At 72.2% G+C, this 22,897-nt stretch carries 9 protein-coding genes; 4 read left to right on the top strand and 5 right to left on the bottom strand.

Annotation, left to right across the window (positions count from 1 at the left end):
- Window positions 1-91: 91 nt before the first annotated feature.
- Genes rapZ through AC1Q7O_RS14645 form a run of 3 tightly spaced genes read right to left on the bottom strand, consistent with a single transcriptional unit; the run spans window position 92 to window position 3,585 of the window.
- Complete coding sequence (gene rapZ, locus AC1Q7O_RS14655; RefSeq protein WP_492657836.1) at window positions 92-1,012, bottom strand: RNase adapter RapZ; 921 nt, start codon at window positions 1,010-1,012, stop codon at window positions 92-94.
- Complete coding sequence (recN, locus tag AC1Q7O_RS14650; protein WP_492657835.1) at window positions 1,009-2,706, bottom strand: DNA repair protein RecN; 1,698 nt, start codon at window positions 2,704-2,706, stop codon at window positions 1,009-1,011. Before recN ends, rapZ begins: the two co-directional genes overlap by 4 nt.
- Before the next feature lie 12 nt (window positions 2,707-2,718).
- Window positions 2,719-3,585 carry an NAD kinase gene (locus AC1Q7O_RS14645; RefSeq protein ID WP_492657834.1) on the bottom strand — a complete coding sequence of 289 codons (867 nt, stop codon included), beginning with the start codon at window positions 3,583-3,585 and terminating at the stop codon, window positions 2,719-2,721.
- A 67-nt stretch (window positions 3,586-3,652) separates the two neighbouring features.
- Between AC1Q7O_RS14645 and hrcA the strand changes: the two genes are divergently transcribed.
- The 3 genes from hrcA (at window position 3,653) to AC1Q7O_RS14630 (ending at window position 19,352) form a co-directional block, all read left to right on the top strand.
- A complete protein-coding gene (gene hrcA, locus AC1Q7O_RS14640; protein WP_492657833.1) occupies window positions 3,653-4,657 on the top strand; it encodes a heat-inducible transcriptional repressor HrcA in 1,005 nt (334 codons plus the stop codon).
- A gap of 610 nt (window positions 4,658-5,267) precedes the next feature.
- Entirely contained in the window at window positions 5,268-6,962 is a 1,695-nt protein-coding gene (locus AC1Q7O_RS14635) for a ShlB/FhaC/HecB family hemolysin secretion/activation protein (RefSeq protein ID WP_492657832.1), read from the top strand.
- 57 nt (window positions 6,963-7,019) lie between these two features.
- Window positions 7,020-19,352: a YDG domain-containing protein gene (locus tag AC1Q7O_RS14630; RefSeq protein WP_492657831.1), complete on the top strand. Its 12,333-nt coding sequence runs from the start codon at window positions 7,020-7,022 to the stop codon at window positions 19,350-19,352.
- Between the two features lie 63 nt (window positions 19,353-19,415).
- On the opposite strand, the gene AC1Q7O_RS14625 is transcribed toward AC1Q7O_RS14630, so the two are convergent.
- Window positions 19,416-19,883 carry a Rossmann-fold NAD(P)-binding domain-containing protein gene (locus AC1Q7O_RS14625; RefSeq protein WP_492657830.1) on the bottom strand — a complete coding sequence of 156 codons (468 nt, stop codon included), beginning with the start codon at window positions 19,881-19,883 and terminating at the stop codon, window positions 19,416-19,418.
- A gap of 175 nt (window positions 19,884-20,058) precedes the next feature.
- Between AC1Q7O_RS14625 and AC1Q7O_RS14620 the strand changes: the two genes are divergently transcribed.
- The gene (locus AC1Q7O_RS14620; RefSeq protein ID WP_492657829.1) at window positions 20,059-20,817 is read left to right on the top strand and encodes a Crp/Fnr family transcriptional regulator; all 759 of its coding nucleotides are present in this window, start codon (window positions 20,059-20,061) and stop codon (window positions 20,815-20,817) included.
- 131 nt (window positions 20,818-20,948) lie between these two features.
- On the opposite strand, the gene AC1Q7O_RS14615 is transcribed toward AC1Q7O_RS14620, so the two are convergent.
- A complete protein-coding gene (locus tag AC1Q7O_RS14615) occupies window positions 20,949-22,895 on the bottom strand; it encodes a PAS domain S-box protein (RefSeq protein WP_492657828.1) in 1,947 nt (648 codons plus the stop codon).
- Window positions 22,896-22,897: the final 2 nt, after the last annotated feature.

Below are 22,897 nucleotides of genomic sequence, written 5' to 3'. Positions count from 1 at the left end.
ATAACCGTTCTAGAACTCGATGTCTAGAACGATTGTTCTGAAATTGTGGGCGCGCCCGTCCGGGCCGGCCCGCCGCGCGCGGCGGCTCACATCACTTGGCGTCCAGCTCGCGGTGGCGCTTGAGCACGTGGCCGTGGTGGCCGAACTGCCGCGCCAGCATCTCGACGAGATACACCGAGCGGTGCTGCCCGCCCGTGCAGCCGATGGCCACGGTCAGGTAGCTGCGCTGGTCGGCCGCGAAGTTGGGCAGCCAGCGCGACAGGAATCCGGCGATCTGGCCCATCATCAGCCCCACCTCCGGCTGCGCGGCCAGGTAGGCGGCCACCGGCGCATCGCGCCCGGTCAGCGGGCGCAGCTCGCGGTCGTAATAGGGGTTGGGCAGCACGCGCACGTCGAAGACGAAGTCCGCGTCGCTGGGCACGCCGTGCTTGAACGCGAAGCTCTCGAACACCAGCGTCAGCTGGTTGCTGGCCTCGGGGCCCACCAGGTCACCCAGCCACGCGCGCAGCTGCGCCGGCCGCAGCTGGCTGGTGTCGATGACGGTGGACTCGGCCTTCAGCCCGCCCAGCAGCTCGCGTTCCAGCTTGATCGCGTCCAGCAGCAGTCGGTGCTTGTCCTCCTCGGCGTTGCTGTCCAGCCCGCCGAAGCCGGTGTCGCGGCCCTGGTGGCGCAGCGGGTGCGGGCGGCGCGTCTCGGAGAAGCGGCGCATCAGCGCCTCGTTGCTGGCGTCCAGGAAGATGGAGCGCACCCGCACGCCGCTGGCACGCAGCTGCTTGAGCAGCGGCAGCATCAGCGGCAGCGAGCCGACCGAGCGCACGTCCACCGCGATGGCGACACGGCGCTCGCCGCGCTGCTGCTCCAGGTTCAGGAAGTCCAGCAGCAGCTCGGCCGGCAGGTTGTCGACGCAGAAATAGCCGGCGTCCTCCAGCGCATGCATGGCCACCGACTTGCCGCCGCCGGACATGCCGGTCAGCAGCACGACGTCGCCCTGCAGCTCTTGTTCCAGGCTCATGATCGGGCCTTCTTCGCCTTGGTCGTGATGGTGGAGGCCGCCAGCATCTCCTGCGCATGGGCGAGGCTGGTGGACGACAGCCGCTCGCCGCCCAGCATGCGCGCGATCTCGGCCACGCGCGCCTCGCCGGATACCGGCGCCACGCGGCTGGCGGTGGCGCCATCCTGCAGGCTCTTGGCGACCACCAGATGACGGTCCGCGCAGGCGGCCACCTGCGGCAGGTGCGTGACGGCCAGCACCTGGCGCTGCCCGTCGGCCGCGTGCCCCAGCTGCTTCATGAGCCGGCCCACGGTCTCGGCCACGGCGCCGCCGATGCCCACGTCGATCTCGTCGAAGATCAGCGTGCCCGGTGCGTGGCCGGTGTCGGCCTGGCTGGTCGTCACGGCGATGGCCAGCGCGATGCGCGACAGCTCCCCGCCCGACGCCACCTTGCCCAGCGGCCGCGGCGTGCTGCCGGCATGGCCGGCGACGAGGAACTCGGCGGACTCGGCGCCCCAGCTCTGCGGCCCGTCGGTGGGCGGCAGCGCGATGTCGAACTGGCCGCCGGCCATGCCCAGCTGCTGCATCGCCGCCGTGACGGCCGCGGCCAGCTGCGGTGCGGCCTGCTTGCGCGCGCGGCTGGCGGCGGCGGCTTCGGCGTCGAAGGCCCGGCGCGCGGCGGCCAGCGCGGCTTCCAGCTGCGCGGGGTCGCTGGCAGCGTCCAGTGCGGCCAGCTCGGCACGCCACTGTGCCAGCAGCGCGGGCAGCTCCTCGGGCAGGCGGCGGTAGCGGCGGGCCAGCGTCATCCACGCCGACACGCGCTCGTCCAGCTCGGCCAGCCGCTCGGGGTCCAGGTCGGTCTTGTGCAGGTAGCCGGCCAGCGTGTGGCTGGCGTCGGCCAGCTGCGCCTGCACGTCGCGCAGCGCCTGCACGGCGGGCAGCAGGCGGGCGTCGTGGTCCAGCACGCGCTCCAGCTGGTCCAGCGCCCCGGCGGCCAGCGACTGGGCGCTGGGCTCGGCGTCGTCCAGCGCGTCCAGCGCCGACTTGGCCGCGTCGATCAGCGACTGGCCGTGCGACAGCCGGCCGTGCTCGGCGTTCAGCTCGTCCCACTCGCCGTCGGCGGGCGCCAGGCGGTCCAGCTCGGCGATCTGCCAGGCCAGCCGCTCGCGTTCGCGCTGGGCGTCGGCCTGCAGGCCCTGCGCCTTCTGCAGCGCCTCCAGCGCCTGCTTCCACGCGGCATGGGCGCGCGCCAGTGGCGCCGTGTCCAGCCCGGCGAAGCCGTCCAGCAGCTCGCGCACGGCGGCCGGGCGGGTCAGGCCTTGCCAGGCGTGCTGGCCGTGGATGTCCAGCAGGTGGTCGGCCAGTTCGCGCAGCTGGGTGAGCGTGGCGCTGCCGCCGTTGATCCATGCGCGGCTCTTGCCCGCCGCGTCGATGACGCGGCGCAGCAGCAGGTGGTCGTCGACGTCGAAGCCGGCCTCGTCCAGCCAGCCGCGCAGATGCGCCGGCGTGTCGAACTCGGCCGTGATCTCGGCCTTGGCCGCGCCCTCGCGCACGACGCCCGCGTCACCCCGGCCACCCAGGGCCAGCTGCAGCGCGTCGATGAGGATGGACTTGCCCGCGCCGGTCTCGCCGGTCAGCACGGCAAAGCCGGGCTCGAAATCGAGCTCCAGCGTCGGGACGATGACGAAATCCTTGAGGCTGAGATGCCGCAGCATGGTGAGTGAGAGCTAGAGATACCAGCGGAGCTTGCGACGCAGCGTGGCGTAATAGCTCCAGCCCTGGGGGTGCAGGAAGCGGACCTGGTACTGGCTGCGGCGTACCGTGATGGTGTCGCCGTGCAGCAGGCTGGCCAGGCTCTGCATGTCGAAGTTCACCGACGCGTCACGGCCGGCCACGATCTCCAGCCGCACCTCGCCGCTGTCGGGCAGCACGATGGGGCGGTTGGACAGCGTGTGCGGCGCGATGGGCGCCAGCAGCCAGCCGGCGATGCTGGGGTGCATGATGGGCCCGCCGGCCGACAGCGCGTAGGCCGTGGAGCCGGTGGGCGACGCGACGATGAGGCCGTCCGCACGCATGTTGGCGACGAACTGCTCGCCCACCGACACCTTCAGCTCCACCATGCCCGACGTGCCGCCGCGGCTGACGACGACGTCGTTCAGCGCCAGCCCCGAGAAGATGGACTCGCCGTCGCGCAGCACGCCGCCTTCCAGCATCGCGCGCGACTCGACCTCGTAGTCGCCCGCCAGCACCGGCGCCAGCGACTCGCGCCAGCGCTCGATCGGGATGTCGGTGATGAAGCCCAGGCGCCCCTGGTTGATACCCAGCAGCGGCACGCCGTGGCGGGCCATCTCGCGGGCGAAGCCCAGCATCGTGCCGTCACCGCCGACGACGACGGCCAGGTCGCAGACGCGGCCCATCTCGTCGTGCGACAGCGCGTCGTAACCTGTCATGCCGGTGTTCTGCGCGGTCTCCGCTTCCAGTGAGACATCGACGCCGTGGGTGCACAAAAACTGGGCAATCTCCTCCAGCACCGGCTTGATGCCCGGCGCCTGATGCTTGCCCACGATGGCGACATGTCTGAAGCGCTCGGCCATGCGGCAAATTACACCACAGGGGTTTTGCCCGCCAAGGCAGTGCGCGGGAGCTTCCTACAATGGAGAGATGCTCGACGAGCGCTCCAAATCCCTGCTGAAGACCCTGGTCGAACGCTACATCGCGGACGGCCAGCCCGTTGGCTCGCGCACGCTGTCCAAGGCCTCCGGTCTGGAGCTCAGCCCCGCGACCATCCGCAACGTGATGGCCGACCTGGAAGACCTGGGCCTCATCGCCAGCCCGCACACCAGCGCTGGCCGCATCCCGACGCCGCGCGGCTACCGCCTGTTCGTCGACACCATGCTGACGGCCCAGCCCGGCCGGCTGGAGCTGGAGGCGCAGCTGCAGCCCGACCAGCCGCAGCGCGTCATCGCCAGCGCGGCGCAGATGCTGTCCAACCTGTCCAGCTTCGTCGGCGTCGTCACGTCGCCGAAGAAGCCCAGCGTGTTCCACCACATCGAGTTCCTGCGCCTGGGCGAGCGGCGCGTGCTGGTCATCCTCGTCTCGCCCGACGGCGACGTGCAGAACCGCGTCATCTTCACCGCGCAAGACTTGACCCAGCCCGAGCTGGCCGAGGCCAGCAACCGGCTGAACGCCGGCTACGCGGGCCTCACGCTGGAGGCCGTGCGCGAACGGCTGCGCAACGAGGTGGACGCGCTGCGCGGTGAGATCGCCGGGCTGATGAGCGCCGCCGTGCAAGTCGGCACCGAGGCGATGGAACAGCAGGACGAGCAGGTCGTCGTGTCCGGCGAACGCAACCTGCTGACCGTGCAGGACTTCAGCCACGACATGGGGTCGCTGCGCCGGCTGTTCGACCTGTTCGAGCAGAAGACGCAGCTGATGCGCCTGCTGGACACCTCCAGCCGCGCCGAGGGCGTGCGCATCTACATCGGCGGCGAGAGCCAGGTCGTGCCTTATGAGGAGCTGTCCATCGTGTCGGCCCCGTACGAGGTGGACGGCCAGGTGGTCGGCACGCTGGGCGTCATCGGCCCCACGCGCATGGCCTACGACCGCATGATCCAGATCGTCGACATCACGTCGCGCATGGTCGGCCAGGCGCTGTCTCAGCGTTGAGCCAACGCTGACTAGAATCGCGGCCTTCTTCCGGCATGGAAGAAATTGTTCAGTGGGCCGTTAGCTCAGTTGGTCAGAGCAGAGGACTCATAGCGAAAGTTGTGCACCGGGCGGCGAAAGCGCCCGCGTGAATGGCGTCAAATTCGGCGAAACCTGACGGCCGCAAGGCACAAGGCAACGCCGAGCCAAGCCCCGCGAGGGGAAGGTGTAGAGACTAGACGGCGCCCGCCTACCGGCCTTGCTGGCCCATGGCGAAGGCATAGTCCAGGGAGCTCAGAAATGGGCGCAAACCGGAATCCTTTGGTCGCAGGTTCAAGTCCTGCACGGCCTACCACTCGACATCCGCCCGCGGCGTTGCGTTTTCGCCCCCGCGGCCGTGCTTGCCGGTCCAGCGGTGGCGCGATTAGGATGGTTCGGCACCGGCGCACCAAGCCGGTGTGAGCGAGGTTCCGCGATGCATGGCCGGTCGGCCATCCCACAGCGGCCAGACTCAGGCGAGGGGGGACGAAAACGCCCAACAGCATCCAGCTGCATCCGGGCGCTCGCGTCGGTGCCTTTGCCAGCCTGACGGCGCGGCACGCCTGGCTCCGAACACGAGACGGAGACATCGATGCTGCCTGGCCCTCGATCGTTCAGCCCCCTGGCGGTGAGCCTGTTGCTGCTGGCCTTGCCCACGCACGCGCAGACTCCGCCCACCGGCGAAGACCTGCTGCGGGAGGCCGAGAAGGCGGCCAACCGCGCGCGGCCCGGCGGGTTGCCGGCCCCGGCGCTGCCGGCGCCGTCGGCCGCGGTGGCCGCGGTGGCCGTCGTCGTGCAGCGCTTCGACGTGCAGGGCGCCACGCTGTTGGATGCGGACACGCTGCAGGGCGTGCTGCGGCCCTGGGTGGGGCAGCGGTCCGACATGGCCTCGCTGCGCCGCGCGGCGGATGCGGTGGCCCAGGCCTACCGGGCCCGCGGCCTGCTCGCCCGCGTCTGGCTGCCGGAGCAGGCGATCCGCGACGGCGTCGTGCGCATGCAGGTGGCCGAGGGGCGGCTGTCGTCGCTGCGCATCGAGAACCGCGGCGCGCCGCGCGCGCTGCCGGAGCTACGTGTGCGCGAGACCGTGCTGGCCCGCCAGCGCGAGGGTGAGGCGCTGCGCACCGACCAGGTCCAGCGCGCCATCACGCTGCTCAACGAGACGCCCGGCATGCATGCGGCCTCGGTGCTGGAGCCGGGCGACAAGGAGGGCGACACCCGCCTCGTCGTCGCGCTGACGGATGCACCGCTGTTCAGCGGCAGCGCGCTGCTTGACAACACCGGCGCGCGCGCCACCGGCGAGGCGCGGGCCTCGGTGAACCTGGCGTTGAACGGCCCGCTGGCACGCGGTGACCAGTGGTCGCTGGCGACCTTCGCCAGCAAGGGCTCCACCTATGCCCGTGCGGGGCTGTCGCTGCCGCTGGGCAACGACGGCCTGAAGGGCACGCTGCTGGCCTCGGGCCTGCACTACAGCTACGACCTGAACACGGTGCGCTACTCCGGCAACGCCAGCACGCTGGGCGCGGTGCTGAGCTACCCGCTGCAGCGCAGCGCGGAGCGCAACGCGGTCCTGCAGCTGTCGGCCGAGCGCAAGCGCTTCAAGAACCTGGTGGCCGGCGTGGAGCTCAGCCGCAAGCAGCTGGACCTGGTGACGTTCTCGGCCAATGCCGACCGCACGGACGACTGGGCCGGCGGCGGCGTCTGGATCCTGTCCGGCCAGCTGGTGCTGGGGCAGCTGGACCTGTCGGCCAACGCGGCGGACCTGGCCAACGACCAGGTGGCCGGCGGCCCGCGGCGCGACGGCCACTACAGCCGCATGAATGCGACGCTGACCCGCATGCAGCGGCTCAACGCGCAGCAGATGCTCACGCTGTCGGCCTCGGCCCAGAAGGCCAGCAGGAACCTGGACTCGTCGGAGAAGTTCCAGCTTGCCGGGCCGTATGCGGTGAGGGCGTACAGCGTGTCCGAGCCCAGCGTGGACACCGGCCTGCTGCTGAACGCCGAACTGAAGCACAAGTTCGGTGAAGGCTGGGCGCTGAGCGTCTTCCACGACCAGGCGCTGGGCTGGCGCGACCAGGACCCCAACGTCGCGACGCTGCAGCCCAACCGCCTGCACCTGAGCGGCTCGGGGCTGGAGCTGAGCTGGGAGGGACCGGCGGCGCTGCAGGTGCGCGCCGCGCTGGCCCACCGCCATGGGCGCAACCCCACCCGCAACCCGGTGACCGGGCTCGACGCCGACGGCACGCACCGCGAGACGCGTGCGCTGCTGTCGCTGTCCAAGTGGTTCTGAGGCCGCCCGCGCAGCGCAGGCAGGCTTTCCGAGGCAAGACATTCGTCGAGGTACGACATGAAGCATCGTGGTCCGGGTTCGATGAACCGAGCGTTCAGGCTGGTGTGGAACGAAGCTGCGGGCGCCTACGTGGCCGTCGCGGAGCTGAGCCGCTCGCGCGGCAAGGGCCGCGCCGGCGGCGCCAGCGCGTTGGCGGGTGTCGTGCTGGCCGGGGCGTCGCTGGCGGCGCTGGCGCAGGCGACGCCGCCGCCCGTGACGGCGCTGCCCACCGGCGGCACCGTCACGCAGGGCCAGGCCCAGCTGGCGCAGAACGGCGCGCGGCTGGACATCAGCCAGGGCAGCGACAAGGCGGTCATCAACTGGCAGAGCTTCAACATCGGCGCGCAGGCGCAGGTGAACTTCCAGCAGCCCGGCGCCAGCTCGGTGGCGCTGAACCGCGTCGTCGGCGCCGACATGTCGCAGATCCTCGGCCGGCTGTCGTCCAACGGCCGGGTGGTGCTGGTCAACCCGAACGGCATCGTCTTCGGCCAGGGCGCGCAGGTGGACGTCGGCGGCCTCGTCGCGTCCACGCTGAGCCTGGCGGATGAGGACTTCATGGCCGGCCGCATGCGCTTCACGCGGGGCGCGGCGGCGGGCATCGTGAGCAACCAGGGCCGGCTGACGGCGGCGGAAGGCGGGCATGTGGCGCTGCTGGCGCCGGAGGTGCGCAACGAGGGCGTGGTGAGTGCGCGGCTGGGCACGGTGGCGCTGGCGGGCGGCGACGTGGTGACGCTGAACTTCGACGGCGCGCGCCTGCTGGGCGTGAAGGTCGAGCCGTCCACGCTGGGCACGCTGATCGAGAACCGGCAGGTGCTGGTGGCCGAGGGCGGCCAGGTCATCCTGGCTGCGGGCGCGGCGCGCCAGCTGATGCAGCAGGCCGTGGCCGGCAGCAGCGGCGCCAGCCAGCTGCTGGAGCAGGACGGCGTGCTGCGCCTGGTGGCCAACACGGGCAGCATCTCGGCGCAGGGCGGCCAGGTGACGGTCAGTGCCGGCAACGTGGAGCTGGCCGGCGAGATCGCGGCGCGTGACGGCGGCCGCATCCAGCTGCAGGCCGACTACGTGGGCCAGTCCGGCCGGCTGGACGTGTCGTCGGCGCAGGGCGCGGGCGGCACGGTGCAGGTGCAGGCCGAGACCGTGGTGCAGACGGCGCAGGCGGTCGTGGCGGCCGACGGGGGCACGCGCGGCGGCCGCATCGCGCTGACGGGCAGCACGGGCGCCCAGGCCGGCTCGGTGCTGTACAGCTCGGCGCGGATGAGCGCGCTGGGCGGCAGCGGCCGGGGCGGCGACATCGACCTCAGCGCCGCCAGCCTGCAGCTGCGCGCAGCCACGCTGGATGCCAGCGGCGCCGATGGCGGGCGGCTGCGCATCGGCGGCGGCTTCCATGGCGCCGATGCCGACCTGGGCAACGCGACGACGGTGGGCATCAATGCGTCGACGGTGCTGCGCGCCGATGCCGCCGGCGCGCGCGGCGACGGCGGCCAGGTGGTCGTCTGGTCTGACGTGAAGACGCTGTTCGCCGCCGGCCTCAGCGCCCGCGGCGGCTCGCAGGCTGGCGCCGGCGGGCAGGCCGAGGTGTCGGGCAAGCAGGATCTCGTCTTCCAGGGCCTGGCCGACCTCTCCAGCCGCGACGGCCGGCCGGGCCAGCTGCTGCTGGACCCGCGCAACATCCTCGTGGACAACGCGTCGGCCGCGCTGGCCACGCTGGCGATGAGCGACCCCACGCCCGGTAGCAACAACGGCTTCGGCAGCACCGTCAGCGTGCTGGGCAACGGCAATGTCGCCGTCACCGCGCCGCGTGCCAACACGGGCGGCACCCTGTCCACGGGCGCCGCCTACCTGTTCAACAGCCAGACCGGTGCGCTGCTGGCCAACCTGCGCGGCACCAACGTGGGCGACAAGGTCGGCAGCGGCGGCATCAAGGTGCTGGGCAACGGCAACTACCTGGTGCTCAGCCCCGACTACGGCACGACGACGGCCGACAAGACCATCACGTCCTACGACTCGCAGGACAGCAACGGCAGCGGCGCCGCGCCCGCCGCCAGCCGCGCCTATGCGCTGCTGGACAACGTGGCGGCATCGGCCGGCGCCATCACCTGGCAGAGCCTCAGCGGCAGCGGCTCGCACAGTGTCAACAGCGGCAACAGCCTGGTGGGCAGCACGTCCAACTCCGACAGCATGACCCGCTACGGCTACAACAGCCTGGCGGTGTCCAACCAGGGCGCGGTCACCGTTACGGCCAGCGACCGCGTCGGCGACGTGGACATGCTGGATGCGAACGGCAGCTACATCGTGCGGCCGGGCACCAGCATCACCGAGCTGACCGACGGCAACCTGGCGATCGGCGTGTCGACCTGGTTCAACGGCCGCGGCGCCGTGGCCTGGATGAACGCCAGCAATGGCCAGCTCGCCACCGGTGCCGCCGGCGGCGTGATCTCGGCCAGCACGGCCCTCGTCGGCGCAACGCCCAACCGCACGCTGGCGCTGCTGGAAACCGCGCCCAGCGACGTCAACCGGGCGGTGTTCGTGCTGGGCCAGCGCACGCCCGGCAACCCGCTCTACACGCCGGTGGACCTGGACCGCTTCGGCGCCACGCTGTACGGGCAGTACAGCGACGGCGGCACGAACCGGCGCACCACGCCGCCGGGCGGTGCGGGCGACCTGGTGGGCCAGCTCGTCACGGCGCTGCCGGGCGGCGCCTACGTCATCAATTCCCCGCTGTGGAGCAACGGCGGCGCGGCCTATGCCGGCGCCGTCACCTGGGGCGCGGCGGGCGGCGCGGTGGGCACCGTCGGCGCCGGCAACAGCCTGGTGGGCAGCAGTGCCTTCGACTTCGTCGGCAGCGGCGGCATCACGCGCGTGGGCAGCGGCGGCCAGCACTATGTCGTCAACAGCCCCTCCTGGAGCGGCAACGGCAACGCCGATGCGGGCCGCTTCCTGGAGAACAACCCCAATGGCGCCGTGACCTGGGTGGATGGCAGCAACGGCCAGGTTTTCGGCGCGGGCGCGGCGGGCGCCGCGGTGGGCGTGACGAACAGCCTGATCGGCGGCGACGGCGACGGCGTCGGCTTCTACTCGCTGAGCAGCGGCACGCTCTACAGCAGCTACGACTACAACTCCGGCAACAACACGTCCAACACGGTCACCGTCACTCGCAAGCTGGGGGCCACCACGGGCGGCGTGCGGTGGCTGGGCAGCGGCAACTACCTCGTCGACGCGACCTCCTGGAGCAACGGCCGCGGCGCGGTCGCGTTCGGCGATGGCTCGACGGGCCTGGCCGGCGCGGTGTCCTCGTCCAACAGCCTGGTGGGCTCGACGGTCAACGACCAGGTCGGCAAGACCATCGTCGAGCTGGCCGGCGGCAACTACGCGGTCGTCTCACCCACCTGGGACAACGGCGGCAGTACCGACGCCGGCGCCGTGACCTGGGGCAGCGGCACCACCGGCCGCACGGGTGTCGTCAGCAGCAGCAACAGCCTGGTGGGCTCCGACGCCTACGAGAGCGTCGGCTCCGGCGGCGTGCTGCCGGTGGGCGCGCTGGGCGCCTACGGGCAGCGCACGAACTACATCGTGCTGAGCCCGCAGTGGGGCAACCGCAGCGGCAACCAGCAGACCACCGTGGCCTACGGCGCCGTGACGTGGGTGGACGGCAGCAACGGCCAGCCGTTCGCCGCCGGCGCCACCGGGGCGGTGCTGTCGTCGTCCAACAGCCTGGTGGGCAACCAGGCGGGTGACTACGTCGGCAGCGTGCATTACGCCGACTACCGCAGCAACACCTCCAACTCCAGCGCCAACGGCACGTACTACACGTTGCTCGGCAGCTGGGATGCCCAGCTCGTCGCCGCGGTCAGCGTGCTGTCCGACGGCAACTACGTGGTGCGCAGCCCCAGCTGGGACAGCGGCAAGGGCGCCGCCACGCTGGGCACCGGCGGTGTCGGCCTGGCCGGCACCATCAGTGCCAGCAACAGCCTGGTGGGTGCCACGTCGGACGTCACCAGCGTCTCCACCACCAACCAGACCCGCGGCGGCGTCAGCTGGACCGACGTCACCACCTACCTCACCACGACGGGCGACCACGTCGGCCTGCTGGGCGGTGCGCTGAACGGCGGCAGCTACCTCGTCGTGAGCCCGTTCTGGGGCTCGGGCAAGGGCGCCATCACCTGGCTGGGAAGCGGCAACACCACCGGCACGGTGAGCAGCAGCAACAGCCTGGTCGGCAACACCGCCGACACCTTCAACAACGCCAACCACACGGCCATCACCGCCGTGGGCGACCGCCTGGGCACGCTGGCCACCACGGCCTGGGCGACGCCCACGGTCTCTTCCGGCACCGTGAGCGGCAACGCGGCCAGCACCACCACGCTGCGCCCGGTCGGCCCCTACGTCGGCACGGCCACCACCGCCACCTTCGGCAGCAACTACTCGGTGCCCCAGCCGCAGCCGCTGTCCTCGCTGATCGACGTCTACGGCATTGCCGCCGGCTTCGTGCTCAACGTCACGCCGATCTACCAGCAGCTGTCCAACGGCAACGTGCTGGTGGCCAGCCCGAACTGGAACAACACCGGCGCGGCCCAGGCCGGCGCGGTGACGTGGATGAACGGCAGCAACGGCCAGCTGGTGGGCGGTGCCAGCGGCGGCGTGCTGTCGGCCAGCAACAGCCTGGTGGGCAGCCACGCCGGCGACTACATCGGCTTCCGCCTGCCCATCGACGGCGTGACCGAGCTGACCAACGGCAACTTCGTGCTGTCCAACTCGCAGTGGTGGAGCGAGCGCGGTGCCGTCACCTGGGGCAGCGGCACGGCCGGCGTGACCGGCACCATCTCGGCCAGCAACAGCCTGGTCGGCACGACGCCGTCCACCAGCGTGCAGGAACCGACAGCCAACCAGAAGCTGCTCGGCATGACCGACGCATCCGACTACATCAGCCGCTACATCGACGGCAAGGGCTTCAACACCGACTGGCCCGACCGCGTGACGACGAAGGACGGCGACCGCGTCGGCTGGGGCGGCGTGAAGGCGCTGGGCGATGGCAATGCCGCCGTCGCCTCGCCGTTCTGGGGCTCCACCGCCGCGTGGGACCAGTTCAGCGCCCCGTCCGCCAAGGGCGCGGCCAGCTGGATCAACGGCAGCAACGGCCAGCTCCAGGACGGCAGCGCCGGCGGTGCCGTCAGCGCGGTCAACTCGCTGGTGGGCGCCGTCGCGGGCGACGCCGTCAGCTACGCCGCCTTCATCGACCCCAACTCCGCGCAGCACGTCGCCTACGGCGGCATCACGACGCTGGGTGCCGGCAATTACGCGGTGGCCAGCCCGTGGTGGTCCAACGGCGCGGCGACCGGGGCCGGCGCCGTCACGTTCGGGCCGGCGGGCGGCGTTGCCGGTGTCGTGTCGGCCAGCAACAGCCTGGTCGGCTCGACCACCGGCGACCACCTCGGCATGACGACCTCGCTGTACGACGGCTACCTCGGCGCCAGCTCGGTGATCAGCGGCGTCGTGGCGGTCACGGCCAACGGCCAGACGAACTACGTCGTGCGCGCCAGCCAATGGACCAACACCGCCGACCGCAGCGGCGGCGGTGCCGGCGCCGGGGCCATCACCTGGGTCAACGGCACGACGGGCCGGGCCTACGGCGAGTCCGCCGCCGGCGCCACCGTCAGCGCCAGCAACAGCCTCGTGGGCAACGCCGCGGGCGACGGCGTCGGCGCCCACTTCGTGACGCTGGCCCGCAACGGCCTCGCCACCGGCGACCTGCTGTTCCTCAGCGCGGCCGACTACTGCGGCATCGATGGCTACGGCGCCGTCACGCTGCTGTCGGGCGCCCAGGGCGCGGCCGGCCAGGTCGGGTGGCGCAACAGCCTCCTGGGCCTGGCGCAGAGCAGCCTGGGCCAGAACACCTCCACGGTGGGCACCGGCACGCTGACGAGCGACATCCAGGTCGCCATGCTGCCCACCGCCGTCACCGGCGCCGAGCGCGTGGCGTACCGGCCGCTGATCTGGGCGGCGCCCAACACCACATCCGGCAACAACAGCAGCCAGCTGTACGCCGCCACGCTGGTGGACGAGAGCGCCTCCGGCGGCAGCATCGTCACGCCCGTCCACAACGCCGGTGGCGCCAACTGGAACGGCAACCGCTTCGTGCCGGATGGCAGCGGCTACACGGCCAGTGGCGGCAGCACGTCCAGCGGGTTGCTGGGCTTCTCGGCCAACCCGTCGACGGACATCGTCATCACGCCGTCCGCCATCACCGGCATGCTCAACGCCGGCACCAGCGTCACGCTGCAGGCCAACAACGACATCCGCGTCGCCCGCGCCATCACCAGCTCGGCCAGCGGCGCCGGCGGCAGCCTCACGCTGGAGGCCGGCCGCAGCGTCTACATCGACGCCAACATCACCACCGACAACGGCAACTTGAGCCTCATCGCCAACCAGGGCGCAGCCCAGGGCGTGGTGGACGCGAACTGCAGCAGCTGCGTGTCCGAGATCGTCCAGCGCGCCGGCACCACGCTGGATGCCGGCACCGGCCAGGTCGCCATCACGCTGAAGAAGTCCACCGACAAGACCAGCAACGCCGCCGGCGACATCGTGCTGGCCGACCTGCGCGGCGCCGGCATCACCGTGGCCAACGCCGGCCTCAACGCGAGCAGCCAGGGCCGCGGCGTGCGCTTCCAGAGCGGTGCCGTCATCGGCGGCAGCGGCACGAATTCGCTGGTCTTCCAGGTCGGCGGCTACACGGCCCAGGGCGGCGGCCTGCTGCTGGCAAACGACACCCAGCTCGTCGGCGCCAACGGCGGCACGCTGCAGGTGGCCGCAGCCGACCCGACGCTGACCGCCGCGCTCGGCGCCACCAACAACGGCTTCGGAATCCTCGCCAGCGAGATCGGCGCCGTCATCCAGCAGTCCACCGGTTTCACCGACCTGAAGTTCGGCCGCACCGACCAAAGTGGTGCCACCAGCATCAGCACGCTGAACTTCACGCAGGCCAGCATGAAGCGCGGCGCCGCCACGCTGGATGCCGACGTCGGCCTGCTGGGCGGCGCGGGTGGCGTGACGGTGGGCGGCACGATCTCCTCCGGCGAGGCCACCGGCCGGCGCCTGGCCGTGCAGTCCAACGGCGGCACGCTGGCGCTGGGCAACAACACGCTCACGGCCAGCACCGGCGTGCTGGAGCTGGGCACGGGCACGTCGGGCACCATCACGCAGGGCGTCTCTGGCACCGTCAGCGCCAGCCAGCTCATCCTGAGCGGCACGGGCACGGCCACATTGACCGGCAGCGGCAACGCCGTCGGCACCGTCGCCGGCCAGCTGGGCTCCGGCACGCTGAAGAACGCGGCCAGCACCCTCACCGTGGGCAGCGTGGACGGCGTCGACGGCCTGGCCTTCACCAGCGGCGGCACGCTGCAGGCCGCGGGCGCCAGCAGCGATGTGGTGCTCGACAAGACGCTCAGCACCGGCTCGGGCGACCTCGTCGTGGCCGCCGGGCGCAACTTCGTCAACAACCTCGCCACCGACACCGGGCTGAGCGTGGGCTCGGGCCGCTACCTGGTCTATTCCAGCAGCCCCACCGGCACGACGGAGGGCATGAGCAGCTACAGCAAGCACTACAACCAGACCTACACGTCCGGCGCGACGCCGGGTTACGCCGGCAGCGGCAGCTGGTTCCTCTACACCACGGCGCCGACGCTGACCGTGTCGGTCGGCGCCGGCTCGTCCATCACCTACGGCGACTCCGGCGCCGCGCCCGGCGTCAGCATCGTCGGCTTCATCGACGGCGACACCCAGGGCTCGGCCACCACCGGCTCGCTCAACTTCACCAGCAGCGGCTACGTGCCGTCCAGCGCGGGCTACCAGCCGGCCGGCACCTACACGGTCAACCTGACGGGCCAGGGCACGTTCGCGTCGTCGCTGGGCTACCAGATCACCGTCAACACCGGCAGCAGCAACTTCACCATCAATCCCAAGGCCATCAACGTGGCCGGCCTGACGGCTGCCAACAAGGTCTATGACGGCACCACCACCGCCCAGGTCAGCGGCGTGGCGTCCATCAGCGGCGGCGGCGCCGCCAGCAACGACGGCAAGGCGCTGAACGGTGACGACGTGTACGTCATCGGCTCGGCCTCCGGCGCGTTTGCCGACCGCCATGCCGGCACGGGCAAGTCCGTCACGCTGGGCGGCCTGACGTTCGGCGGTGGGGACGCCGCCAACTACACCATCAGCACCGGCTCCGTGCAGGCCGACATCACGCCCAAGGCGCTGACCACCAGCGGCCTGAGCGTCGCGGCCAGCCGCGCCTACAACGGCGGCGTCGCGGCCACACCCATCGGCACGGCAGCGCTGCTGGCGGCTGAGACGGCCGGCAGCGGCAGCACGGCCGACGGCAAGCCCTATTCGCTGGACACCGTGTCGATCAGCGGCACCGCCACCGCCACTTACGACAGCAGCCAGGTGGCGCTGGCCTCGCAGGTGCAGTTCGGCGGCCTCACGCTCAGCGGCGCCAACGCCGGCAACTACACGCTGACGCTGGGCACGCAGGCCGCGACGATCACGCCCAAGGCGCTGACCGTCACGGGCACCGCGGTGGCCAACAAGGTCTACGACGGCCTGACCACCGCGTCGCTCAGCGGCGGCAGCCTGGTGGGCGTCGTCGGTGGTGACACCGTCACGCTGACGCAGCTGGGCAGCTTCGCCGACAAGAGCGCGGGCACGGTCAAGGCCGTCACGGCCGCCGACACGCTGGGCGGCACGGACGCCGGCAACTATTCGCTGACGCAGCCCACCGGCCTCACCGCGGACATCACACCCAAGGCGCTGACCGTCACCGGCACCACCGTCGCCAACAAGGTCTACGACGGCTTGACCAGCGCGTCGCTCAGCGGCGGCAGCCTGGTGGGCGTCGTCGGTGGCGACACCGTCACGCTGACGCAGCTGGGCAGCTTCGCCGACAAGGACGTCGGCACGGCCAAGGCCGTCACGGCGGCCGACACGCTCGGCGGCAACGACGCCGGCAACTACTCGCTGACGCAGCCCACGGGCCTCGCCGCCGACATCACGCCCAAGGCGCTGACCGTCGCCGGCACCACCGTCGCCAACAAGGTTTACGACGGCCTGGCCGTCGCGTCGCTCAGCGGCGGCAGCCTGGTGGGCGTCGTCGGCGGCGACACCGTCACGCTGGCGCAGCTGGGCAGCTTTGCGGACCGCAACGCCGGCACGGCCAAGGCCGTCACGGCGGCCGACACGCTGGGCGGCAGCGGCGCCGGCAACTACACGCTGACCCAGCCCACCGGCCTCGCGGCCGACATCACGCCCAAGGCGCTGACCGTCACAGGCACCGCGGTGGCCAACAAGGTCTACGACGGCCTGCAGCTGGCCTCGCTGAGTGGCGGCAGCCTCGTCGGCCTCGTGGGCGGCGACACCGTCACGCTGGCCCAGGCCGGCAGCTTCGTCGACAAGAACGTGGGGACTGCCAAGGCCGTCACCGCCGCCGACACGCTGGGCGGTAGCGATGCCGGCAACTACTCGCTGACGCAGCCCACCGGCCTCACGGCCGACATCACGGCCAAGGCACTGACCGTCACCGGCACCACCGTCGCCAACAAGGTCTACGACGGCCTGGCCGCCGCGTCGCTCAGCGGCGGCAGCCTGGTGGGCGTCGTCGGCGGCGACACCGTCACGCTGACGCAGCTGGGCAGCTTCGCCGACAAGAACGTCGGCACGGCCAAGGTCGTCACGGCGGCCGACACGCTGGGCGGCGCGGATGCCGGCAACTACGCGCTGACCCAGCCCATCGGCATCACCGCCGACATCACGCCCAAGGCGCTGAGCGTCACCGGCACCGCGGTGGCCAACAAGGTCTACGACGGCCTCACCGCGGTCTCGCTCAGCGGTGGCAGCCTGGTGGGCGTCGTCGGTGGCGACACCGTCACGCTGACGCAGCTGGGCAGCTTTGCCGACAAGCGCGCGGGCACGGCCAAGGCCGTCACGGCCGCCGACACGCTGGGCGGTATCGACGCCGGCAACTACTCGTTGACGCAGCCGACCGGGCTGACGGCCGACATCACGCCCAAGGCGCTGAGCGTCACCGGGACCACGGTGGCCAGCAAGGTCTACGACGGCCTGACCGCCGCCGCGCTCAGTGGCGGCAGCCTGGTGGGCGTTGTCGGCGGCGACACCGTCACGCTGACGCAGCTGGGCAGCTTCGCCGACAAGAGCGTCGGCGCGGCCAAGGCCGTCACGGCGGTCGACACGCTGGGCGGCACGGATGCCGGTAACTACAGCCTCGTGCAGCCCACGGGCCTGAGCACCGACATCACGCCCAAGGCGCTGACCGTCACCGGCACGACGGTGGCCGACAAGGTCTACGACGGCACGCTGGCCGCTCCGCTGGTGGGTGGCAGCCTGGTCGGCCTGGTCATGGGCGATACCGTGACGCTGACCGAGCTGGGCAGCTTTGCCAGCAAGAACGTCGGCAGCGCCAAGGCCGTCACGGCCGCCAGCACGCTGGGCGGCATGGACGCCGGCAACTACGCGCTGGTGCAGCCCGGCGGGCTGAGCGGCAACGTGACGCCCAAGTCGGTCACGGTGACGGGCACGCGCGTGGCCGACAAGACCTACGACGGCAGCGCCGCCGCCACACTGCTGGGCGGCAGCCTGGTGGGCCTGGTCGGTGGCGACGCGGTCACGCTGGTCGAGGCCGGCCAGTTCAGCGACCGCAACGCCGGCACGGCCAAGGCCGTCACCGCCACCAACTCGCTGAGCGGCAACGACGCGGGCAACTACGCCATCGTGCAGCCCACGGGCCTGTTTGCCAGCGTCGGTTCGCGCACCGTCACCGTTGCCGGCACCGTGGTGGGCGACAAGGTCTACGACGGCACGACGACGGCCCAGCTCAGCGGCGGCAGCCTGGTGGGCATCGTCGGCGACGACGACGTGGCGCTGGCCCAGACCGGCCAGTTCGTCGACAAGAACGTCGGCACCGGCAAGGTCGTCACCGCCAGCGGCACGCTGACCGGGGCGGCCGCCGGCAACTACGCCGTCAGCCAGCCCACCGACCTGCGCGCGTCCATCACACCGCGCCCGCTGACCGTCATCGCCGACGACCAGCGCAAGACCTACGGCGACGCCGAGCCCGCGCTGACCTACCGGCTCGGCGGCCAGGGCCTGGCCACCGGCGACACCACCGCCGGCAGCCTGGCCGGGCAGCTCGCCACGGCCAGCGGCGCCGAGGCGAGCGCCGGCAGCCACGCGATCACGCTGGGCACGCTGAGCGTGGACGCCAACTACCGCATCACCAGCTTCGTGCCCGCCACGCTGACCGTGGACAAGGCGCCGCTGACGCTGACGCTCGGCTCGCCCACCAAGGTCTACGGCGCCGCCGACCCCACGCCCGGCTGGAGCGTCGACACCACGCAGCTGCGCTACGGCGACACCGCCGCCGCCGTCGTGCAGCTGGGCAGCGCCTCCCTGCCCACCGGCGCCCAGGCAACGGCCGGCACCCACGCCGTCACCGGCCAGGCCAGTGCGGCCAACTACGAGGTCAGCGTGCGCAACGGCGTGCTGACCGTGACGCCGGCGCCGCTGACCGTGCGCGCCGACGACCAGGCCAAGACCGCTGGCGAGCAGGACCCGGTGCTGACCTGGTCGCTGGACACCACCCAGCTGCGCTACCAGGACAGCGCCGACGTGGTGCAGAACGTGACGCTGACCGCGCCCACCGGCGCCGGCACGCCGCCCGGCAGCTACGCCATCCAGGTGACGGGCGCGACGGCGCAGAACTACACGCTGACGCTGGTGGACGGGGTGCTGACCGTGAAGCCATCGCCCGCGGTCAAGTCCGAGAACCTGCAGGCCCAGGTCACCGAGCCGCCGCGCACGACGCTGGTCTACACCTCGGTCACGCAGCCCATCGCCACGGCGCCGCTGCCGCCGGCCGGCAGCAGCGGCATGGGACCGGCCGGCTCGGTGACGGTGCTGGGCGGTGGCGTCGCCGGCGATGCGCTGGCCCCGGCCCTGGCCCCGGCCTTGGCGCCCGTACCCGTGCAGTCGCCGGATGGCGTGACCACGGCCCCGCGCCTGACCGTGGTGCTGCCGCTCCTGCAGGTGCAGGGCAGCGAGATGAGGCAGGGGCTCGTGACGTCCCGCCTGTTCAGCCTGCCTGCCGGCGCCCAGGTCACCTACACGGCGCGGCTCGCCAACGGCAGCCCGCTGCCGGGCTGGCTGCGTTTCGACAACCAGACCGGCCGGCTGGAGGGCACGGCGCCGGCGGGCGTCGGCGACGTGGAGGTGCAGATCACCGTGCGGACGTCCGACGGCCAGAGTGCCACGGCCAGGCTGCGCGTCAACAACCCGCGCGCACGCCCCTGACGGCGGCCCGGCCTGGCGGCTTCAGCGGTCGGCCGGGCCGTCGTGCGGCGTCCGGCGTGGGGGTCAGCCCAGCGCCGCGGCCAGCAGCGCCTGCAGCAGGTGGCGGTGGTTGCAGGCAGTCTCGCCGTCCATCGTGTCGGCCAGCTGGCGCAGCGGGTGCGCGGCGTCGGCAATGCCGTCGAAAACCGGCACGCCGGCGTGCCGGCCCAACTCGCCCAGTTCGGCCTGCGGCAGGCCCTGGCACTCGATGGCGTCATAGAGCTGGCCCAGCAGCGAGGCCAGGTTGCGCGCGTGCCGGTCGCCCAGGCCGCTGGCGCGCACGCGGGCCACCTGGCCGCCCAGCTCCGTCGCCGCACGCACGAAGGCGGTCGCTGAGGGGCCGTCGAGGTCGTCGCTGAGCAATGCCAGCCGCTTGCCGCGCAGCAGTTGGGGCAGGCCGGCGTCGCTGGCGGCGGCGCGCTTGAGGCGCTCGGCGTCGGCGATCAGCGCAAGGCCGTTGTCGGCAGACCAGGGTGAGGCGTGGGGCAGCATGGCGGCCGCAGGCTAAGGCGTCGCCGCCGCGGCGGGTCTGACGAAGATCAAGCCGGGCGCTGCGTTTACACGCCGTTTACCGAGTGTTGCCGAGCGGTGCTGATCGTTGTCGGGCGGTTGTCGGCCGCTTTTTAAGCTCCTGTCCATCGAATCTGCTTCCCCAGGAGCCCCCGCCATGATGACCGCCACCTCCACCGCCAGCACCCGCGCCCCGTCTGCCGCCCAGGCTGCGGGCCGGCACGACGTGGCCGAGCGCATCGCCGGCACGCTGCAGCTGCTGCAGGACCATGTCGCCATCACGCGCCGCGTCGTGCGGGCCGGCGACAGCGTCTACGAGGCCGGCGAGCGCTTCGGCATGCTGCACGTCATCAATTCGGGCTTCTTCAAGACCATCAACCTCGCCGCCGACGGCCGCGAGCAGGTCGTGGGCTTGCACTTCAAGGGCGACTGGCTGGGCTTCGACGGCATCGCCGCCGGCCAGCATGGCTGCGACGCGGTGGCGCTGGACACGGGCGAGGTCTGGAGCATCCGCTACGACGCTCTGCTGGCCGCCTGCGCCAGCCACCCGCAACTGCTGGGCATGCTGCACCAGGCGATGAGCCGCGAGATCACGCGTGACCGCGACTCGCTGCTGAGCCTGTGCACGCTGTCCGCCGACGCCCGCGTGGCCGAGTTCCTGCGCTACTGGGCCGACGCGATGGCCCAGCGCGGGCTGCGCTGCGACCAGATCACGCTGCGCATGACGCGCGCCGAGATCGGCAACTACCTGGGCATGACGCTGGAGACCGTCAGCCGCGCGATGTCGCGCCTGTCGCGCGAGCAGCTGATCGCCTTCCCCGAGCGCGGCCGCCGCGACGTGCAGATCCCCGACGTGCAGGCGCTGGGCGCCTACGTGCAGCGCAGCCTGGCGCCGGCCAGCACGACGCTGCAGTAAGCCGCGCAGCACCTTGGCCCTTCGGGCCGAGCGCCGGGCCGCCCCAAGCCGGCCCGTTCAGGCGACGTGCTGGCGGCTCGATGCCGCGAGCGTCGCCGTCCCCTCGGGGGACCGACTGGGCTGGCCCGCGTTCAGCGCGGCAAGCCCGGGCGAGGGGCTTTCAACACCCTCGCGATCGCCCGTGCCAGGTCCTCGCGGCTGAAGGGCTTGCGCAGCAGCTCGTGGGCGGCGGCCTCGTCGGCGTCCAGCAGCTCCGATGAGTAGCCCGACATCAGCAGCACCGCCAGCCCGGGGTGCTGCTGCTGCTGCTGCGCGCGCTGCGCCAGCTGCGTGCCACGCAGGCCGGCGCCGAGCGCGATGTCCGACAGCAGCAGGCTGCAGCCCGCGTCGGCCGCCAGTTCGGCCAGCGCCAGCTCGGCGGTCGCCACGGCGCGCACCTCGCAGCCCAGCGTGCGCAGGAAGGTGGTCACGACGGTGCGCACCTCCGGCTCGTCCTCCACCAGCAGCACGCGCAGCCCCGCCGGCACGGCGTCGCCGTCCGCGGCGGTGGCCGCGGCGTCGTCGGCCGCATCGGCATGAACGGGCAGCAGCAGCGACACCGTCGTGCCCTGGCCCGGCGTGCTGTCCAGCAGCGCCGCGCCGCGCGACTGCTTCGCGAAGCCGTACACCGTGCTCAGCCCCAGGCCGGTGCCGCGGCCGGCCTCCTTGGTCGTGAAGAACGGCTCGAAGGCGCGCTCCCGCACCGCCTCGGGCATGCCGGCGCCGGTGTCGGTGATGGCGATCAGCAGGTAGTCGCGCGGCCGGCCGCCGGCCAGTTCGGCGGGCAGCGTGTCGCAGCGGTGCGCCGAGAAGGCCAGCTCGCCGCCGTCGGGCATGGCGTCACGGGCGTTGATGGCGATGTTCAGCAGCGCCGACTCCAGCTGCCCCGGGTCCGCCAGGCAGGGCGGGCAGCCGTGCTCCACGTCGACGCGGATGCGGATGCGCTGGTCCAGCGTGCGGCGCAGCATGTCGGCCAGCGACTCCAGCAGCGCGGCCAGGTCCACGTGCGTGGGCTGCAGCACCTGGCGGCGCGAGAAGGCCAGCAGCTTGGCGGTCAGCTCGGCGCCGCGCTTGGAGGCGCGGGTCGCCGCGCCCACCAGCTGCGGCGCGATGGCGTCGCCGGCCACGGCGGGCAGGTCTTCCAGCACCTGCAGATTGCCCTGGATGATGGTCAGCAGGTTGTTGAAGTCGTGCGCGATGCCGCCGGTCAGCTGGCCCACGCTCTCCAGCCGCTGCGCGTGGTTCAGCGCCTCCTCGGTCTGCGTGCGCTGCAGGCTGGTGGCCAGCAGGTGGGCCAGCGACTGCAGGAAGCGCTCCTCGTCGTCGCCGAAGCGCTCGCCCGCGCGCGGGCGCACCGTCAGCGTGCCGACGCTCTGGCCGCGGTCGGTCAGCGGCACGGCCAGCGTGCCGTCCGGGCTGGGGCGCGCATCGCCGGCCGGCATGCGGCTGCCGAGGTGGCCGGCGGGCAGGTTGCCGGCGCAGCCGGCCACGCGCAGGCTCTGGCGGTCGGGCTCCAGCAGCAGCACGGCGGAAGCATCCGCCTGCAGCGCCTGCACGGCCACCTGCGGCACGCGCTGCAGCAGCTGCTGCGGGTCGCGCGTGTCCACCGCCATGCCGCCCACCTGCGCCAGGTGCTCGGCGTAGTGGGCGCGCTTGAGCGCCTGCTTCACGCGCGGATAGGCGCCGATGTCGCGGATGGCCGCCACCACGTAGGGCAGGCCCTGCGCGTGCAGCGGGCTCAGCGCGATCTCGACCATGACCTCCGAGCCGTCCTTGCGCCGCGCCACCAGCTCCATCTGCGTGCCCATTGGCCGCGGCCGGGGATGGTAGGCGTAGCCCTCGCGGTAGGCGGCGTGGCGGGGGCGGATGGCGTCGGGCACCAGCGCGTCCACCGGCAGGCCGGCCAGCTCCTCGGGCGCATAGCCCAGCAGCGTCGTCGCGGCCGGGTTGGCCAGCACGATGCTGCCGCGCGCATCCACCAGCAGCAGCGCATCCGCCGACGCGGCGAACAGGGCCTGGTGCAGGGCGGTGGCGTCCATGG

Source organism: Roseateles sp. GW823-FHT07B05 (genome assembly GCF_058794515.1).
The sequence above is the reverse complement of the archived record's forward strand: the minus strand, read 5'-3'. Positions and strand labels throughout refer to the sequence as shown.

Bases quoted from the DNA above. Each gene is read 5' to 3' on its own strand.
- rapZ (WP_492657836.1), bottom strand. From the start codon at position 1,012: ATGAGCCTGGAACAAGAGCTGCAGGGCGACGTCGTGCTGCTGACCGGC.
- AC1Q7O_RS14630 (WP_492657831.1), top strand. From the start codon at position 7,020: ATGAAGCATCGTGGTCCGGGTTCGATGAACCGAGCGTTCAGGCTGGTG.
- hrcA (WP_492657833.1), top strand. From the start codon at position 3,653: ATGCTCGACGAGCGCTCCAAATCCCTGCTGAAGACCCTGGTCGAACGC.
- AC1Q7O_RS14625 (WP_492657830.1), bottom strand. From the start codon at position 19,883: ATGCTGCCCCACGCCTCACCCTGGTCTGCCGACAACGGCCTTGCGCTG.
- AC1Q7O_RS14615 (WP_492657828.1), bottom strand. From the start codon at position 22,895: ATGGACGCCACCGCCCTGCACCAGGCCCTGTTCGCCGCGTCGGCGGAT.
- AC1Q7O_RS14645 (WP_492657834.1), bottom strand. From the start codon at position 3,585: ATGGCCGAGCGCTTCAGACATGTCGCCATCGTGGGCAAGCATCAGGCG.
- AC1Q7O_RS14620 (WP_492657829.1), top strand. From the start codon at position 20,059: ATGATGACCGCCACCTCCACCGCCAGCACCCGCGCCCCGTCTGCCGCC.
- AC1Q7O_RS14635 (WP_492657832.1), top strand. From the start codon at position 5,268: ATGCTGCCTGGCCCTCGATCGTTCAGCCCCCTGGCGGTGAGCCTGTTG.
- recN (WP_492657835.1), bottom strand. From the start codon at position 2,706: ATGCTGCGGCATCTCAGCCTCAAGGATTTCGTCATCGTCCCGACGCTG.